The following is a 17,932-nucleotide window of genomic DNA, read 5'->3' as shown; positions in this document are numbered from 1 at the left end:
TCACAAACGATGGCATACGAAGAAATAGCCGTCTACCTGTTCTTTGTGTGAAATCCAGCTAGCTTTGCGGGCCCCATTGCTAACTTTGCAAAATTTGCCTGCGGATAGCAGGCGTGAATACTACCCACAGGTAGCCCTGACGTGCGGTTTTACCATAACGCCCGTACTGTTTTGGCTTCACGCGGGGGACCCCGCACGACGACCCGTAGTAGCGATGTTGTGAGTCGTTTCACAAGGGCGGGCGGCTGCCTCCCCTGTGGCCCGTGCCACCGGCTCGAGCCTGCCGCGCGCGGGTAGCCGGATGCGCGAGACTGGTCGTGCGGGCTCGAGCGGCCCGCCGAGACTCCGCTCCGACAGGAGACACCCCGATGCGCAGATTCCTCGCCGCCGCGGCCGTCGCCGCAGGCTGCGCCATCCCCCCGCTCGTCGCGCCCATCGTGGCGCAGGCCGCGCCGCCGCCCGGAGCCGTCGAGTCGGTCCAGCCGCTCGCCGCGATCGCGACCCCGCCCGCGGCCGGGGCGGGCGCCCGCCTGCTGTACGGCTCGACGACCGTCGGGGACACCCCCACCACCGCGAGCGCGGCGGTCTACTTCCCGCAGGGCGAACCGCCCGCCGGTGGCTGGCCGGTGATCGCCTGGGCGCACGGCACCGTGGGCATCGGCGACGACTGCGCCTACAGCCTCGCCGGGCCGGGCGCACGGGAACGCGACTGGGCCTACCTCGGCGCCTGGCTCGACCAGGGCTACGCGGTGGTGGCCGCCGACTACGCCGGGCTCGGCACGCCGGGCGAGCACCCCTACCTCGACGGCATGGTCGAGGCGCACAACATCGTCGACGCCGTCCGCGCGGCCACCACCCAGTACCCGTCCCTGTCGCGCAAGTGGGTCGTGGTCGGTCAGTCGCAGGGTGGTGCGGCAGCGGTGTTCACCGCGCGCCACGCCACCGAGCTCGGCGGTTCGGACCTGGACTATCGGGGGGCGGTCGGCACCGGGGTGCCCGCCTACATCGAAGACGCGCTGCAATTCCTCGGCCCGAATGTGCCGCCGATCGAACTCGGCCCGCATCTGAGCGCCTATGTGCTGTATCTGCTCGCCGGCCTGCAGACCGCCCATCCCGAGCTGGGCATCGAGACCCTGCTGACCGATGCGGGCCGCGACTGGGTCGAGCGCGGGCGCAGCGTGTGCCTCGAGGACTTCGGCAACGAACTCAGCGCGAACAACGTCGTGCTCGGCACCCTGTTCGCCCGCCCGCTGAACTCCTTGCCCGATGCGCACGGCCTGCTCGCGCGCTACCTGGGCCTGCCCGAATCCGGCTACGACCGCCCGCTGTTCCTCGGTCACGGCCTGCGCGACACCGACGTGCTCACTCCGCAGACCCTGCGCTTCGCCGCCACCCTGATGGCGCGCGGCGAGCCGGTCACGGTGAAGGTCTACGACGAGGACCACAGCAGCGCGGTGAACGCCTCGCTCGTCGACTCGATCCCGTTCGTGCGGGCTCTCTTCGGCTGAGCACCGCGACGGCGTATCGACGCGGGCTCGACGACAGCCGATCCGGCGCGGACCGTGCACGGCTTCGGGCGGCGCGGGTCGCGGTCGGCTCCAGCAGGAGATCGCGGCGGTCGAACGGGGTTCGGCGGCGGGCCCGGTTCAGCTCGTCGGGTCCGCCGGATCAGTGACGTCCGGGCCGGGGGTGCGGCAGCAGGCTCGGGAGAGCGGGCCCGTGACCCAGGTGTCGACCTCGCCTCGACTGCGCAGCCGCACGACCGCGAGCCGAGGGTGAGTCCGCGCCAGCGACGGCACCAGTTCGGCGTACTTGTTCCGCGTCCGGTACGCCCAGCGCACGATGTGTTCGGGGTCGGTGAAGAAATGACGCAGCGGCCCTTCGACATTGCCGTTCCACAGCTCTTCGCGCCGCAGCCTGCGGCGCAGTGTCCGCCGCACCACGCCGGGCAGGGTCACCCGGTAGAAAGGCAGGTCGAGCCAGACCAGCAGGTCGGCGCGGCCGGCGAGGATCGGCCGGGCGATGCCGTATTGCCACTCGGTGGTCCACGCGGGCGCGGCCACGAGGGCGCGCACGTCGTCGAGGAAAGCGCCGCGCGGTGTCCATCCCGGGCCGTGGAAGAGCCCGTCGATCTCGGTGTGCGCGCCACCGGTGATCTCGGCGATCCTGGCCGCGAGAGTGGTTTTGCCCACCCCCGACACCCCGGCCACCAGCACACGTTCCGGGCGCGCGGGCAACGGATCGGCGTACGAGAGCACCGACGGATTCTAGACGGTGGGCACCGGCTGTCGCAGGGCCAGCGCGCGCACCACGTCGAGGCCGAGACCGGGGGCGTCGGCGCGCAACTGCTCCTCGGTGTACGCCCCGCACTGCACCGCGCGCAGCACGGTCGAGGCCAGCGCCTGCGCGGTGGCGGGCTCGTCGACCACGTCCGCGCCGCCCCCGCGCGCGCCGAGGTACGCGCCGAGCCGGGGCACGGCGACCGCGACGGCGGACCGGAAGAAGTCGTAGGTGGCCGCCCAGCGCGTGATCAGGTGACCGGGGTGCATGTCCCAGCCCTGGTAGTAGCCGCGCCGCAGCGAGCGGGTGACCAGGCGGTGGTGTTCGCGCAGCGCCGCGGGCGGATCGGCCTCGGGCACGATCTGGGTGGAGCCGTCGCACACCCACACCCCGGTCTGCGCCGCGGCGACCTGCATGACCGCTTTGGCGTAGTCGGCGGCGGGATGGTCGAGCGCCTGATACGGGGCGGCCACGCCGCAGTCGGCGGTGTAGTCGTAGGTGCCGAAGTGCAGGGCTTCGCAGCGGCCTTCGGCGAGGCTGATCATCCGCGCGACCGGCGCGTTGCCGTCGGGGCCGATGATCGCCTGCGGGCTCTCGATCTGCAGTTCGAAGCGCAGCGACCCGGTGGCGAATCCGCTGCCGCGTTCGAGTCCCTCACACAGCGCGACCAGTGCGGAGACCTGCTCGGCGGCGCGCAGTTTCGGCACCGTCACCACGAATCCCGCGGGCACGCCGCCCGCCCCGTCGAAGACCAGTTCCAGGGTGCGCAGAGCACGGCGCCGCTCCAGTCCGCCGAGTCCTCTGGTGCGGATGCCGAACCGGCGCGGTCCGTGCGCCGCGCTCGCCCAGCCCGCCAGGATCTCGCCCGCCGCCAGCGCCGCCGCGTCCTCCTCGGCGGCCGAGCGCGGGCCGTAGCCGTCCTCGAAGTCGATGCGCAGGTCCTGGATCGGATCGGCGCGCAGCCGCTCGCGCACGGCGGGCAGCACCCCCGCGATGTCGAGGTCGGTCAGGTTCTCGTGGTGCCGGTCGAGAAGGGCGAGGGCGGCCGTGCCCCAGCTCGCCGGGGTCTCGGCGGTGACCTGGTCGGCGGGCACGTACACGGTGTGGATCGGCTGGCCCCGCTGTCCCGGTCCGGGATAGTGCGCCCGTAGCCCCGCGTCGACGGCCTCGAGCATGGCCTCGATCCGGGCACGGACGTTCTCCGGCAACCGCGTCGCGGTCATCGTCGCTCTCCTTCTCGCAGGGCTCGCCAGATTCGGTCGGCGGTCATGGGCAGCCGGTACATCCGGACGCCGGTGGCGTCGCGTATGGCGTTGGCCAGTGCGGGCGCGACCGGGTCGAACGGGGACTCGCTCATGGATTTCGCGCCGAGCGGGCCGAGTTCGTCGCTGGTGACGGCGAATTCGACCTCGGTGACGGGCAGGTCGGCGGCCTGCGGAATGTGATAGTGGCGCAAGACGTCGGTGGTGACGACTCCCCGCTCACTGCGCATGTCCTCGTACAGCGCGGTGCCGATGGCCTGGGCGGCACCGCCTTCCACCTGTCCGCGGCACTGCGCCGGATGCAGCACCGTGCCCGCGTCGGCGGCCTGGAACGACTGCAGGATGCGCACCTGGCCGGTGGGCGGATGCACCGCCACCCGGAAAGCCTGCACATTGAAGCTGACCGAACGCGGCGTGCCCGCGTGCGAGGCCCGGGCGAGCAACTCCCCGTCGGCGGTGAGTTCGGCCGGAGTGACCAGCCGGGAACCACAGCGCACACCGTCGGGGCCGAGCTCGTCCGGCGCGGAACCTGTCAGCTCGGCGGCCCTGGCCAGGATCTGTCGCCGCAGCGCGACGGCGGCCAGATGGGTGGCCTTGCCCGCGACCACGATGCCGGTCGAGCCGAACGCGCCGGTGTCGTAGCCGACCAGATCGGTGTCGGCCTGACGGATGTCGATCAGCCCCGCGGGCACCCCGAGCGCGGCGGCGGCGAGACCGAGGTGCACTGTCGTCGTACCGTTGCCGAACTCCGCTGTGCCGAAACGCAATTCGTAGCGCCCGTCACGGCGCAGGGTGAGCGAGGCATCCGCGCGGTGCCCGCGCGGTGGGATGGTCGCGATCATCGCCAGCGCCATCCCCTCCCCCACCAGCCAGTCCGGGCCGGGCGCGGTGACGCCGTTGCCGCGCCGCAGCGCCGCCCGCGCCTTCGCCAGACACTGGTCCAGGCCGTAGCTGCCGAACATCAGATCGCCCGGCTCGACATCGACGCCGACGAACAGGTCGCCGGGAACCACCACATTGCGGGCGCGGAACTCGAACGGGTCCATGCCCAGTTCCCTGGCCAGCTCGTCGAGCGCGCACTCGATGCCGAAGACGACCTGCCCGAGCCCGTACCCGCGGAACGCACCGGAGGGCACATTGTTGGTGTAAGCCGACCGGGCGTCGACCCGCTTGTTCGGGCAGCGGTAGACCTCCACCGACTCGCTCACGCCGTGGAACATCACGCCGGGACTGTGATTGCCGTACGCGCCCGCGTCGGTGAGCACGTCCACCGCCAGCGCGGTCAGGGTGCCCGCCGTGTCCGCGCCCGCGGTGACCTCGACCCGCATCGGATGCCTGCTGGTCGCGGACACGAACTCCGCCGTCCGCGTGAACTCGTAGCGCACCGGCCTGCCCGTCCGCAGCACGGCCAGCGCGATCAGATCCTCGACCAGCATCTCCTGCTTGGCCCCGAACCCGCCGCCGACCCTGGCCGCGAACACCCGCACCCGGTCCCGCTCGAGTCCGAAGAGCTCACACAGCTCCGCCCGCACCAGGAACGGCACCTGCGTGCTCGACCGCACCACCAGCCGCCCGTCCGCGTCCAGCCAGCCGACCCCGCCGTGGGTCTCCAGATGCACGTGCTGCGCGCGCGGGCTGTGCCACACCCCGCGCACCACCTTCGCCGCCCGCGCCAGACCGTCCGCGAGCGAGCCGACTTCCCCGTGCACCTCGGCGACGAGATTGCGCGCCGGGTCGGCGATCCGTGCCGCACCGGTCTTCTCACCATGAACCAGCGGGGCCCCGTCGGCCAGCGCCTCCTGCGGATCGAACACCGCGGGCAACACCTCGTATTCGACCCGCAGCAACCGGCATGCCGCCAGCGCGGTGCCGAGATCGTCGGCCACCACGGCCGCGACCCGCTGCCCCACGAACCGCACCGTGCTGTCGAGCACGTAGGTGTCGTCCGGGTCGTCGGAGCGCTCCTCGTGCCTGGCGGTGGAGAAGGCGCGCTCCGGCGCGTCGGCGTGGGTGAGCACCGCGCGCACGCCGGGCAACGCCTCGGCCTCGGCTGTGTCGATCGACGCGATCCGCGCGTGCGGGTGCGGGCTGGTCAGGACCGCTAGTTCCAGCGGCACGGTCGGTGGTGCCTGATCCGATTCGCCCGCAAGGAAATCCATGGTGAACGGTTCGGTCCCGCACACGATGCGCGGGCCCGCCGGTGCGCGCAGATCGGCGCCGAGCACGGATCCGGTCCCGAACGGATAGCGCTCGCCCACCGCCTCGGCGGGATCGGCGCGCCCTGCCGGTCCGGCCGTCGCAGTGGATCCAGCGGACGCGGCCGGTCCGGCCGTCGCGGTAGATCCAGCGGACACGGCCGATCCTGTCGTCGCGGTAGATCCAGCGGACACGGCCGATCCTGTCGTCGCGGTGGACTCGGCGGGCGCGGCGTATCCAGCGAGGCCGGCGCTCCCTGCGGAGCCGTAAGGATCGCTCGGCCCAGCCGCTGGGACCACCTCGGCGAACGCGGTGGACACGCTGGTCTCGGCATGGCCGAAGGGATCGCGCGTGCGCGCGAGACCGAGCGCGGCGAGGATCGGCCGGTAGCCGGTGCAACGGCAGAGGTTTCCCTTGAACATCTCCGGGAGATCCTCGGCCGCGGGGGCGGCGGGCGTCCCGCAGGCCAGACCCGCCGCGGTGATGACCATGCCCGCGGTGCAGAAGCCGCATTGGAAGGCCGATTCCTCGAGGAAGCGCCGCTGGATCGGATGCGGCTGCTCGGGCGTGCCGAGCCCGGCCGCGGTGGTGACGGCGGCGCCGTCGACGCGGTGGGCTGGGGTGATGCAGGAGTGGACCGGCAGCCCGTCGAGCAGGACGGTGCACGCGCCGCAGTCCCCGGCATCGCAGCCCTTCTTCACCGCGAGCGCGCCGTGCTCGCGCAGCAGGGTGCGCAGGCACTGGCCGGGCCGTGCGCCGGTTTCCACGGCGCGTCCGTCGATCTCGAATTTCACGACCGGGCTCCGCCCGCCAGTTCGGCGCACACCTCGTGGGCGAGCAGGCCGGTGACGTGCGCGCGCCATGCGGGATCGCCGTGCGGGTCGTCGAACCACAGTTCCGGGTCGATGCCCGCCACGGCGGCGTCGATCTCCCCGCGCGTGGGCGCGCCGTAGAAGCCGAGGACGACGGGCCTGCTGGTGGCCGCCGAGACGGTGAGCGCGACCGTGCCGTCGAGATCGCGACGGCCCATCACCACGGCGCCCGAGCGGCCGAGCGGAGCCAGCGCGACCTTGCGTATCGCGATGCGCGACATCAGGATCAGGGAGTTCACCTTCAGCGCGCGCAGCACATCGCCGGGTTCGAGCACGGTGCGCCCCGGGCCGAGCACGAAGTCGCGCAGGGCGATCCTGCGTTCCCCGCCCTCGGCGGGCCAGATCACCGCATCGGCGTCCAAGGCCACCAGGGCGGCCAGCACCGCGCCCGCGGGCAGCGCGAGGCAGACGTTCCCGCCGACGGTCGCGCTGCGCCAGATCTTGTGCGAGGCCAGCAACGCCCGGCAGGAGGCGGCGAACAACGCGGTGGCGGGCAGGCCGAACCAGCGCGGTGACAGACCGAGTTCCCGTCCCGGTGTCGCCCCGGCGAACTCGGCCAGCGTGCACGTCGCGGCGATCTCCAGACCGCCCTCGTGCAGGGTCAGCGCGGGCCAGCCCAGCCCGGTGATGTCGACGAGCCGATCCAGGCGCTTCTGCGGCTCGGAATAGAGAAAGGTCCCGCCCGCCAGAATCGCGGTCCCGGGCGCCGACCCCGCCGCGGCCAGTTCGGCCCGGTCACGGGGCACGACGATTTCCCGGATCGTGTCCAGATCCATCTCGCACCTCCCATCTCCCGGACGGCCCACGGTAGGGGCGCGCGATTGCCACGCTGTTGCGCTACGAGCACGGCCGTGTTGCGACCGGATCACCGATCCCGGCCGCGGCCGATGCCCCACGGTATCCACCACCGGGCAGCCGATCAGTGATCAACGCGCCCGATAGTCGGCGCACTCCGGTGATCGCCGCGGCCCGGTGAGCGGCGAGGCCCGATGAGCGGCGAGGCCCGGTGGTCGATGCACTCCGGTGGTCGAGGCAGCTCGACTGTCGCCGGGCACGGGCATCAGCGCGCTCCACCCGCCGCGGGTCGACCTTGTCCCGGCAGTGCTCGACGAGACAAGGCCGCCCGGATTCAGCGCCGCGGTAGCAGCAGAGCGGGGATCGTGGCAAGGGCCATGAGGATCGGCGCGACCAGGTAGGCGTCCCGGAACGCCGCCGCCAAGGCGGGCGCCAGTGCGGCGTGCGCGGCGGGATCCAGACCGTGCAACGCCTGCAGACCACCGGTGATCGGCAGCAGGGTGGACAGCACCACCACGACCACCGCGGTGCCGACCGCCATGGCCGTGGTGCTGATCAGGTTCACGGTCGTGCTGCCGCCCGCCTGCTGTTCGGGGGTGAGCGCGCGGGTCGCGGTGGTGATGGCGGGCATCAGCGTGCCGCCACCGCCCGCGCCCATGAGCAGCATGGCCGCGCAGAGTCCCCAGTAGGAGCTGTCGGTGTCCACTTGGGCGCGGAACAGCAGGAAGCCGACGATGCCGACCGCGATCGAGGCGGGCAGGTAGCGGCCCGGTGGGAAGCGGTCGATGAGCCTGCCCGCGACCTGCATCGTGACACCAGACGCCAGCGCGAACGGGATACCGAGAGCCCCGGCGACCAAGGCGGATTCACCGCGCACCACCTGGAAGTACAGCGGCTGCAACAGCATCGCGCCGAAATAGCCCGCCGCGAACAGGCCGACCAGGGCGGAAGCGGCCCCGACCTCGCGCCGACGCAGGATCCGCAGGTCCAGCAGCGGCTGCGGGGCGGTGAATCCGCGGTGCACGAAGATCGCCACCAGCGTCGCGCCTGCCAGCAACGGCAGCACGACCTGACCGATCGGCAGCCCGCCGTGTTCGCCCGCGGCGCTGAGCCCGTAGATCAGCAGAGCCAGACCGGGCGACATCAGCGCGAGCCCGATCGTGTCGATGCGGCGACGCGGTTGCGGATCATCGTGCGGGAAGACCCGCACGGCGAGGAGCAACACGACCGCGGCGACGGGCACGTTGACGAAGAACATCCAGCGCCAGGACATCTCGTCGATCAGATAACCGCCGAGCACCGGCCCCGCGAGCGGACCGACCAGGATCGCCAGCCCCATCGTGCTCATGGCTCGCCCCAGCCGCTCCGGGTCCGCCGCGCGCAGCAGCACTGTCATCCCCACCGGCATGAGCAGCCCACCGCCGAACCCCTGGAGGACGCGGAAGGCGATCAGCGATTCGATATTCCATGCCGTGCCCGCCAGCACCGAACCGACCGCGAAGATCGTCACGGCCACCAGGTACATGCGTTTGGCCCCGAACCTGCCCATCGCCCACGCCGCGACCGGGACCACCCCGGCGACCGCGAGCGCGTATCCGGTCGACACCCATTGGATGGTGGTCAGCGGCGCCGCGAACTCGGCCGAGAGCCGGTTGATCGCCACATTGACGATCGTGTGGTCCAGGGTGGCCATGATCGAGCCGACCACCAGGACGAGGGCCACCGTCATCGGGTTGCGGGCGGCCTGCTCCGGCCGGGACTCGGACGCGACCGCCCGCATGCTGTGTCGCATATCCCTCACCGTCCGTACGGGCGGACTGCCCGCGCCGCGCGGAGCGCCTCGCCCCACCACACCAGCTGGTCCAGCAAGGTTGTCGCGGCGGAATCGGCCTCCCCGCCCGCCGCCGATCCGCCCGGTGCCCCCTCGGACCGCCACGGGTTGTGGAAGCTGACGGTGTCGCGCACGGTAACCGCGTGGAGTTCGGCGAAGACGCCCCGCAGGTGCTCTACCGCCCGCAGCCCACCCGACATTCCGCCGTAGCTGACGAACCCCACGGGTTTCGCCTGCCATTCCCGGCCGTGTGCGTCGATGAGATTCTTCAGCGCCGCCGGGTAACTGTGGTTGTACTCGGGTGTGACGATCACGAACGCGTCCGCGTCGGCGAGTGCGGCTCGGGTATCGGTGCCCCCCGGCGCGGGCGCCCCGAAGGTGTGCGGCAGGTCGAGTGCGCCCACATCGATGGACGTGACCAACAGATCCGGCCGGGCATCGGCCCGCTTCAGGAACCACTCGGCCACGACCGGTGCGTAGCGGCCCTGTCTGCTGCTACCGATCACCACGGCCAGCCGCAGCGGCGGTGCGACGGTTGTGCCGGTCGATGTGTGCGTCATCGAGATCTCCCACTCGTGCGTTCGGCGACCCCGTCGGTCGCGCGCACACCACCTTCCTTCCTCAACTATTGTTGAGGTCAAGCTCCACTTCCCGATTCCGCGACGGGCGAGTATTCACGCGCCGAAGATCGCCGGCGTGTGGCGCATTTCCGTGACACAGTCCGGGGCATGGATTCGATGCACGGGTCCGGCTGACTGCCGAAGGGGGATACGACCCGCCTCGCATGGCCGGTCGTCGGCATGGTCTTCATCGCGCCAGTGCTGAGTCCTTGTGCTCGGTGATGATGTCGCTGAGCCGGAACACCTCACGCGGATCCGGCAGCAGGTGACGTCTGGCGAACACTGCGACTCGGGCCAGCCGGCGCACCGCGTGACTGAACGCACTTGGGGGCCGCGGTATGCGGAGAGTGTCGAGGACGTGTTCTTCGGAGAATGCCAACGCCAGCCAGCGACCGAACCAGCGCAGTGGCCGCGGGAACCAGCGGGTCGCGAACTGGTCGATGAGCGCGTTCGCCAGTCGTTGTCCGGCCGGCGAGTACGCGAAGTCTGCGCCGTGTTCGTAGGATTCGAGGAGTTGTTCCATGCCCTGCCAGGTGTGCGGGATGTCGGTGACGCCCAGGTGTTCGGACACGGTGCGCCAGTGGATGAGTTGGGCGCGGCGCTCGTTCTCGCTCAGTCCGGGCGCCCCCGCGACATGTCGCAGGAGCCGGTCGTAGATGAGGGTGAAGACGGCGGCGCTGTGCTGGAAGGTGTGCCTGGGCATCGGCCAGGTGCGGGCGACACCGGAGTGCCAGTTCCGGACGTAGTCGAGACTTTCGATGCTGGTGGGGCTGGATACCCCGTCGTCGACCCAGGAGAAGAGGTGGAGCATGGTTTCGTCGGCGCGTCGGATTCCGCGGTCGTAGAGCATCCCGGTGCCGTTGCGGTCCACCGAGTCCGCCGAGACGGGTGGACCGGCGAAGCGGACGAATCCGACGGTGTAGAACAGGTGCACGACGAGCAGGCTCTTCGGGAGGAGCTGGCAGCTGGTCAATCTCACGATCCGTGCACTGTCCACCTTCGGATCGAGTCCTTCGATCTCGGTGCGAATCCACTTGAAGCCACGCTTCTCGGTTGCCATCGGGGTTCTCCTGTCAATCGTTCACTACGGCTGGGGTTTCGGACGTCGGCTCCGCGTCCGGTACCGGACGCGTCCGCAGCAAGGCGACGGTCAGCACGGCGCCTGTCGCGGCAAGTGCGGCGGCGACCGCGAAGGCGACGTTCAGTCCGGTCCGGTAGGCGTCGACTGCCGCGGATTGCCGGGCCACCACATCGGCGAGCAGCAGAACGGCCGTAACTCCGATCCCCGATCCGACACGCTGTGCGGTGTTGACGATGCCCGCCGCGATCCCGGCGTCGGCCTTGTCGACGGAGGTGACCGCGGGAACGGTGACGCCGACGAAGGCGGCGGGCAGGCCGACGCCGAGCAGTACCGCACCGGGCAGCACGTCGATCAGGTAGTTGCCGTGCTCGGGCAGGCGAGCGAACCAGGCCATAGCCAGCGCTTGCAGCCCGAGGCCCGCGGCCAGCACCCGCCAGGCGCCCAGCCGATCCAGCGCATACGGGATCAGCGCGCGGGAGACGGCGATGTTCACCACGGCTACCGGTAGCACCGCGAGGCCGGACGCGGTCGGACTGTAGTGCTGGGTGTTCTGCAGATACAGCGCCAGCAGGGCGAAGGTGGGCACGTGCGCCGCGCCGACCAGCGCGTTGACCACAGCCGACCCGCTCACCTGGTGAATGGCGAACAGCCGCAACGGCATCAGTGGATGTGAGCTGCGAGCCTCGAGAAGCACGAAGCAGGCAAGGAGCGCGAGACCGGTTACCAACAGGCCCCACGCCAGACCGCGCATCGACTCGTCGCCGAGCGCACCGATCGCATAGCCGATGACCAACAGCGCTGCCGTGCCGGTGATTGCCCCAGGCACGTCGAGCCGACGCACGGCCCGGACGGACAGTGCCTGATCTGGTGGGAGCACTCGGACCAAAGCCAGTGCCAGCACACCGACGGGCAGGTTGATCAGGAAGATCGACGGCCAGCCGAACAGGTCGGTGAGTGGCCCCCCGACCGCGGTGCCGATGGCCGCGCCCGCCGCGCCCATCGCACTCCATGCCCCGAAGGCGCGGTTGCGTGCGGCGGGTTCGGTGAACGTCATGGTGAGCAGCGCCAGCTGAGCGGGGATGACCACGGCCGCACCGAGGCCTTGCAATGCCCGGGCGCCGATGAGGACCGCCGAGGTCGACGCGAATCCGGCCAGCCCGGACGCCACCGTGAACACCGTGAGTCCGCCCACGAATACCCGACGTGGCCCGAGGAGGTCGGCGGCGCGCCCGCCCAGCAGCATGAACCCGCCGAAGGCGAGCAGATAGGCATTGGTCACCCAACCCAGTCCCGCTTCGTCGAGTCCGAGGTCGGCGCCGATGCTGGGCAGCGCCACATTCAGCACGGTCGTGTCCAGGAAAACGACCAGCTCGACTGCCGTGATCAACAGCAGGATCAGCCGGTCCTTCGCCCCTGGTGTCCCTCTGCTCGCCATGAACCCATCCTCTCGCTAGAGCATTGCTACAGTCAGATTTCACTAGAGACTCGCTCTAGTCAAGTAGCGGCCGCGCCCGCTGAGCAGATCCGGCTGCAAGTTGCCGCGGCGGCAACGATGTACGCTCGCGTCAGCACGCTGCTCGAGGTGGTCCGATCGGCCGCCGCGACCGATCCCGAACTCGCCGAGCTCTGGGAAACCAACATCGCCCAGCGTCACCTGATTCAGCTCCGCCTTGCCGAGGCCTTGGCCGCCAAGACGCCGCTGCGCGCAGGCATCGCCGCCGCCCGCGCCGCCGACATCGCGCTCGCCGTACTGGCTCCCGAGAGCTACCGGCTCCTCGTCCACGAATGCGGCTGGACCGAGGCCGACTGGGCATCCTGGGCCACCGAAGCCCTCACCCTGCAATTGCTGCCACCAGGGCGATCCGATGCGGAAGCCATGGATACGCCCGCTCCGGAGGGGGCTCGATGAGCGTGCCGGACCTGGGCGGATACGGAGCCGTCGGAACTCACCTGGTGAGATTGCCACGCGCGCAAGGAATCCCGGCACTCGGTGGCATGCCTTCTTCGAGCGCGGCAGGCGAGTGGGTCCGCGATCAGTGCGCCCGGGTGATCAGTGCGGCCTGGGCGCGAGCGACCGCGCGGCCGGTTTCGGCCTCGTCGACCGTGCGCACCTGCCCGTCCCGCACGATGATTCGCCCGTTCACGAGCAAGGCGGCCAGCGGCGGGCGGTCACCGAGGATCAGCGCGACGACCGGGTCGTCGATTCCGGCGTGCGCGGGGGTGTCCAGCCGCCACAGGGCCAGGTCGGCGAGCTTGCCGGGTTCGATGGAACCGATCTCGGTCTCGCGGCCCAGTACTCTCGCCCCACCCATCGTCGCCAGTTCCAGTGCAGTGCGCACACTCATCGCGGTGGGACCGCCGACCGCGCGGGCGTAGAGCAGGGCGGTACGCGACTCGTCGAGCATGGCGCCGGACTCGCTGCTCGCGGCGCCGTCCACGCCGAGCCCGACCGCGACCCCAGCTCGCAGCAGGTCCGGCACCCTGGCGATGCCGGCGCCGAGGCGGCCGTTGGATGTCGGGCAGTGCGCGACGCCCGCGCCGTGCCGGGCCAGCGTGGAGATCGCCGGATCGTCGAGGTGGATCGCGTGCGCGAACCACACGTCGGGACCGACCCAGTCGAGGCTTTCGAGGTACTGCGTCGGGGTTGCGCCGAAATGCTCGCGGCAGTAGTCGAGTTCGTCGACGGTCTCGGCCAGGTGGGTGTGCAGGCGCACGCCGCTCACCCTGGCCAGCGTCGCGGATTCGCGCAGCAGGTCGGGGGTGACCGAGAACGGGGAACACGGGGCGAGGGCGATCCGCAGCATGGAGTCGAAGGACGGGTCGTGCCAGCAGGCGATGGCTTCGGCGCTCGCCGTCAGGATGTCGTCGAGCGATTCGACGATCGAGTCCGGCGGCAGCCCACCGGCGCTCACGCCGAGATCCATCGACCCGCGACAGGGCTGGAAACGCAGCCCTACCTCGGCGGCGGCGGCGATCTCGGCCCTGAGCGGGTCGCCACCCTCGCGCGGGAACACGTAGTGGTGGTCGGCGGCGGTGGTGCAGCCGGTGCGGGCCAGGGTGGCCAGCGCGCCGGTGGCGGCGATCCGCACGGCGTCCTCGTCGATGCCCGCCCAGATCGGGTAGAGGGTGCGCAACCACTCGAACAAGGTGTGGTCGGCGGCCAGGCCGCGGGTGATCCACTGGTAGAGGTGGTTGTGGGTGTTCACCAGGCCGGGGGTGAGCAGGCAGCCGCGACCGTCGATGCGCGGCGCGTCGACGGTGGGCGCGGGGCCGGGGCCGACCGCGCCGATCCGGTTACCGTGCAGCACGACATGGCCGGCGCGATACTCGGTTCCGGCCGCGTCGACCGTCGCCACGGCACAGCCGTCGATCACCATCGTGCTCACAACTGCCATGCCTGCCCCGCTTCCGGTGCGTCGGCGCGGCGCAGTGTGGCCTCGATCAGTCCGTAGGGCCGGTCGTCGGCGTGGTAGACCTCGCCGTGGTTGGCGATGCCGAACCGGCCCAGGTCGTAGTCGAAGTGATGTTTGTTGGGCGCCGCCAGGCGGATCTCGGCCAGTACCGGGAAATCGGCGAGCGCCGCCGAGCCCATCTCGAACAGGGTCTGTTGCAACGCTTTCGAATGGTGGGTGGCGAACACTTCGATCATCCGGGCGACCACGCCCGCGTACGTGGCCTCCCAGTCGACGTCCTCGATCTCGGCGAAGCGCCACTGGGCGGTCAGGGAGGTCGCGAGCATGCGGTCGTCGGTGGGTTCGAGCACGGTGAACTCGTCACGCAGGAATCCGGCGAACTCCGAGCCGGTCGATTTCAGCAGCACCAGATCGCGCACCCCGCCGACCACCCAGGAGCCGGCGTGCCCGGCCGTCACCGCCGCCGTGCGCACTTGCGGTCCCTGCCTGACCCAGGTGAATGCGTGTTCGCCCGCACCGACCCGCGCCCGCTGCCACGCGTAGTCCTCGATATCGATGCGCGCGGAGTGCACGGGCGCGATGTCGTCGACGAAATGCCGGGCCAGCGCGAGCCCGTACTCCTCGATCGGGCTCAGGCCCGGCTGTTTGGCGAAGGCATAGGCGGTCTGCTTCTGGGTGTCGGTCGGCAGCACCGCGGACTGATCGCCGCTGATGTAGGCGTCGGCGAAATCGCCGCGCAGCGTGGTGGAGACGTTCACGTCGCGGATCTCGTGGCGCGGGCCGTCCCGGCGGATGCGCACGATGCGGTTCTCGGACTTGCCGTAGCGGTTGTCCGACAGTTCGATCGGCCCGGTCAGCGGCATGGGCGCTCAACTCCCTCGATAGGTGGAATAGGCGAACGGCGACAACAGCAGCGGCACGTGATGATGTCCGGGGCCGGTGACCGCGAAGGTCACCGTCACCTCCGGATAGAAGGTCGCCTCGCCGCGCGCCGCGAAGTAGTCCCCGGTGTCGAACACCAGGCGATAGGTCCCCGGACGCAGTCCCGCGGCCAGCCTGGGCACCCGGCCGTCGTCGTTCGTGGTCCCCACCGCGATCCGGTCGCCGTCCCGGTACAGGGCCACGGCCACACCGACGGCGGGCATCCCTCGCACGGCGTCGAGGACGTGCGTGCTCACGGTGCCTTCGGAACCACCGGCCTCGTCCAGCTCATCCAGCAGGCGCCCCAGCCGGACGCGGTTGATCTTCGCCAACTCCACCCGCATCACTTCCCGCTCGGTCGCCGGGTCGTTGTCCAGCCGCGAACGCAGCACTTCGAGCAATTCCCCGCCGGTGCGTCCGGCGGCACACACCAGGTAGATGTGGCCGAAGCGCTGTTCGTAGGCGCGATTGCCCTCGGCCAGCGCGTCGAGCACCGCGCGATCCGCGCCGCCGATCCCGGCTTGATCACGCGCCGATTCCGCGTCCACCGGCCGGTCGCCGATGCGCGGATGCCCGGCCAGCGCCGCGTCGATCCGGCGATCGTCGAGGCCGGCGAGCACCGCGTCTGCGGCGGCGAAGAGTCGCTCGGCGGTCACGTACGGTCGGCCCGCCAGCACACCACGCACCCACTCCGGCGAGGAACAGCACGCGCTCAGCGCGGCCGCTGCGTGGTCCTCGCTCAGCGCGTCGAACGCTGCCGCCGTCTCCGGCGCCGCGCCCGCGGGCCCGGCACCTGCCTCCGCGCCCACCGGCTCTCCCGAGTCGCGCCTCATCGGTCCAGCATCGGCGACCGTGCGCGGTCTCGCCAGCCGAAGCGACAAGATCACCTCCGGCGTGTCCGAAATGGTTACCGCCTCCCGCGCCACCCGGCTCGCAATCGTCACACGGCCGCAACCTGAGCTGGTTACGGTGACCGCCATGCCTGCCGTCGCCGTCGGAATCGTGCTCGCCGCGGGCGCCGGGACCCGTTACGGCCGTCCCAAGGCGCTGGCCGAGGGCGGCGCGTGGTTGCGCGCGGCGATCGCCGCGTTGCGGGAGGGCGGGTGCGAGCGGGTGGTCGTCGTGCTCGGGGCGACCGGACCGCATCACGACGGGCTCGGCATACCGGCGGACGTGCGGACGGTGTGGGCGCACGACTGGGCGCGAGGGCTGTCGGCGTCGCTTCGCGCCGGGCTGCGGGCGGCCGCGGGCGGCGACTACGCGGTGATCATGCCGGTGGACACCCCGGATGTGGGCGCGGCCGTGGTGGCCCGTGTCATCAAGGCCGCCTTACACGCCCCGAGCGGGCTGGCGCGCGCCGTTTTCGCGGGTCGTCCGGGCCATCCCGTTGTGATCGGCCACAGTCACTGGGTGGGAGTGGTCGCGGCTGCTACAGCGGATCAGGGCGCTGCCGCCTATATCAGCGCCAGGGACGATATGGTGTGCGTCACGTGCGACGATCTGGCGACGGGTATCGACCAGGACTTCCCGGCCACTACCGCACGTGAGCGGAGTTGAGAACTGATGCGCGACATCGTCGACGACCTCTTACAGGTGTGGTACTCGGGTCGGACAGGTGGACTGGCGACCGTCGTGCGCAGCGTCGGGGACGGCCGGTGGCCGGTCGGCAGCGCGCTGCTGGTGGATCCCGACGGCGTGGTGCACGGCGCGGGCCTCGGCGGCTCGGTCGACGACGCCATCCGGGACGCGGCGGCCAACGCCGCGCGCACCGGCAGGCGCGCCATGCACCGGCTGCCCGTTCCTTCCAGCGAGCACGGCGTGGCGGCGGGCGCCACCATCGACGTCTTCGCCGAACCGTTCTCCCGACACGATTTCTCCGAGTTCCCCACGGTCGCGGCGGAGATCGCCGCACACCGGCGGGTGACGGTGTTCACCGTGGTGTGGAACCCGGACACCGATCTGATCGGCCAGCACCTCATCACCGACAAGCGGCACAACACCGAACTGGTCGCACTGCCCGAATCGGACGTCTTCGTCGCCTCGTTCGCACCCGCGCCGCGGATGATCATCTTCGGCGCCAACTCCTACGCCGCCGCGCTCACCGTGCAGGCCCGGCTGCTGGGCTACCGCGTCACCATCTGCGATTCCCGCGAGGAGTTCGCCGCCCCCGAGGCCTTCCCCGGCGCGGAGGTCGTCGTCGACTGGCCGCACCGCTATCTGAACAGCCTGGCAGGCGCGGGTGAGGTCGACGCGAGCACCGCCATCGTCGCCTTCGCCCACGATCCGAAGTTCGAGATCCCGCTGCTCACCGTCGCCCTTCGGCTGACCGACCTGGGCTACCTGGGCGCGGCGGGCTCCTACACCGCGCACCTGCGCCGGATGGAGGATCTGCGCGCGGGCGGCTTCGACGAGGCGGCGCTGTCGCGGCTACACTCGCCCGCCGGTCTCGACGTGGGCGCGCACACCCCGGCCGAGACCGCGGTGTCCATCATCGCCGAGCTGCTGGCGGTGCGCGCCGGCCGCGACGGCGGCTCGCTGTCCCAGCACGGTGCGGCGCTGCCCGCGACCGGCATTTTCGACGGACGGGCCACGGTGGGACTGTAATTCCCCCGAGGGGGAGCCGACTCGCACCGGGCGACAAGGACGAACCACAGTTGCACC

General features: G+C 71.0%; 15 protein-coding genes and 1 pseudogene. 4 read left to right on the top strand and 12 right to left on the bottom strand.

Annotation, left to right across the window (positions count from 1 at the left end; all coding sequences use genetic code 11):
* Positions 1-368: 368 nt before the first annotated feature.
* A complete protein-coding gene (locus tag IU449_RS23430; protein WP_195004303.1) occupies positions 369-1,508 on the top strand; it encodes a lipase family protein in 1,140 nt (379 codons plus the stop codon).
* Positions 1,509-1,646: 138 nt separating this feature from the next.
* Here the strand turns inward: IU449_RS23430 and IU449_RS23425 are convergent, their stop codons facing one another.
* The 8 genes from IU449_RS23425 to IU449_RS23390 form a co-directional block, all read right to left on the bottom strand.
* Complete coding sequence (locus tag IU449_RS23425; RefSeq protein WP_195004302.1) at positions 1,647-2,258, bottom strand: AAA family ATPase; 612 nt, start codon at positions 2,256-2,258, stop codon at positions 1,647-1,649.
* Positions 2,259-2,267: 9 nt separating this feature from the next.
* Entirely contained in the window at positions 2,268-3,503 is a 1,236-nt protein-coding gene (locus tag IU449_RS23420) for a DUF6986 family protein (RefSeq protein ID WP_195004301.1), read from the bottom strand.
* A complete protein-coding gene (locus IU449_RS23415; RefSeq protein WP_195004300.1) occupies positions 3,500-6,532 on the bottom strand; it encodes a molybdopterin cofactor-binding domain-containing protein in 3,033 nt (1,010 codons plus the stop codon). Before IU449_RS23415 ends, IU449_RS23420 begins: the two co-directional genes overlap by 4 nt.
* Positions 6,529-7,386, bottom strand: coding sequence for an FAD binding domain-containing protein (locus IU449_RS23410; RefSeq protein ID WP_195004299.1), 858 nt, complete (start codon positions 7,384-7,386; stop codon positions 6,529-6,531). Before IU449_RS23410 ends, IU449_RS23415 begins: the two co-directional genes overlap by 4 nt.
* Positions 7,387-7,739: 353 nt before the next feature.
* A complete protein-coding gene (locus tag IU449_RS23405; RefSeq protein ID WP_195004298.1) occupies positions 7,740-9,197 on the bottom strand; it encodes a DHA2 family efflux MFS transporter permease subunit in 1,458 nt (485 codons plus the stop codon).
* 5 nt (positions 9,198-9,202) lie between these two features.
* Positions 9,203-9,796, bottom strand: a complete 594-nt coding sequence (locus IU449_RS23400; protein ID WP_195004297.1) for an NADPH-dependent FMN reductase — start codon at positions 9,794-9,796, stop codon at positions 9,203-9,205.
* A gap of 247 nt (positions 9,797-10,043) precedes the next feature.
* Entirely contained in the window at positions 10,044-10,916 is an 873-nt protein-coding gene (locus IU449_RS23395) for a DUF2236 domain-containing protein (protein ID WP_195004296.1), read from the bottom strand.
* A gap of 13 nt (positions 10,917-10,929) precedes the next feature.
* A complete protein-coding gene (locus tag IU449_RS23390; RefSeq protein ID WP_195004295.1) occupies positions 10,930-12,372 on the bottom strand; it encodes an MFS transporter in 1,443 nt (480 codons plus the stop codon).
* Positions 12,373-12,489: 117 nt separating this feature from the next.
* On the opposite strand from IU449_RS23390, the gene IU449_RS23385 reads away from it, so the two are divergent.
* A complete protein-coding gene (locus IU449_RS23385; RefSeq protein WP_195004294.1) occupies positions 12,490-12,846 on the top strand; it encodes a hypothetical protein in 357 nt (118 codons plus the stop codon).
* A gap of 124 nt (positions 12,847-12,970) precedes the next feature.
* Here the strand turns inward: IU449_RS23385 and IU449_RS23380 are convergent, their stop codons facing one another.
* The 4 genes and pseudogenes from IU449_RS23380 to uraD all read right to left on the bottom strand — a co-directional run.
* The gene (locus IU449_RS23380) at positions 12,971-14,332 is read right to left on the bottom strand and encodes an 8-oxoguanine deaminase (RefSeq protein WP_195004293.1); all 1,362 of its coding nucleotides are present in this window, start codon (positions 14,330-14,332) and stop codon (positions 12,971-12,973) included.
* Complete coding sequence (gene pucL, locus IU449_RS23375) at positions 14,320-15,213, bottom strand: factor-independent urate hydroxylase (RefSeq protein WP_195004292.1); 894 nt, start codon at positions 15,211-15,213, stop codon at positions 14,320-14,322. The genes IU449_RS23380 and pucL overlap by 13 nt, the downstream gene beginning before the upstream one ends.
* Positions 15,214-15,219: 6 nt before the next feature.
* The gene (gene uraH, locus IU449_RS29220; protein ID WP_267468390.1) at positions 15,220-15,558 is read right to left on the bottom strand and encodes a hydroxyisourate hydrolase; all 339 of its coding nucleotides are present in this window, start codon (positions 15,556-15,558) and stop codon (positions 15,220-15,222) included.
* A gap of 12 nt (positions 15,559-15,570) precedes the next feature.
* Positions 15,571-16,104, bottom strand: a pseudogene (gene uraD, locus IU449_RS29215) (2-oxo-4-hydroxy-4-carboxy-5-ureidoimidazoline decarboxylase); the annotation flags it as partial.
* 145 nt (positions 16,105-16,249) lie between these two features.
* Here uraD and IU449_RS23365 point away from each other — a divergent pair.
* Entirely contained in the window at positions 16,250-16,828 is a 579-nt protein-coding gene (locus tag IU449_RS23365) for a nucleotidyltransferase family protein (protein WP_195004290.1), read from the top strand.
* A gap of 6 nt (positions 16,829-16,834) precedes the next feature.
* Positions 16,835-17,875 carry an XdhC family protein gene (locus IU449_RS23360; RefSeq protein WP_195004289.1) on the top strand — a complete coding sequence of 347 codons (1,041 nt, stop codon included), beginning with the start codon at positions 16,835-16,837 and terminating at the stop codon, positions 17,873-17,875.
* Positions 17,876-17,932: the final 57 nt, after the last annotated feature.

The organism is Nocardia higoensis (genome assembly GCF_015477835.1).
In the GTDB taxonomy this organism is placed as follows: domain Bacteria; phylum Actinomycetota; class Actinomycetes; order Mycobacteriales; family Mycobacteriaceae; genus Nocardia; species Nocardia higoensis_A.
This window is presented reverse-complemented; position numbering and strand designations above follow the sequence as displayed.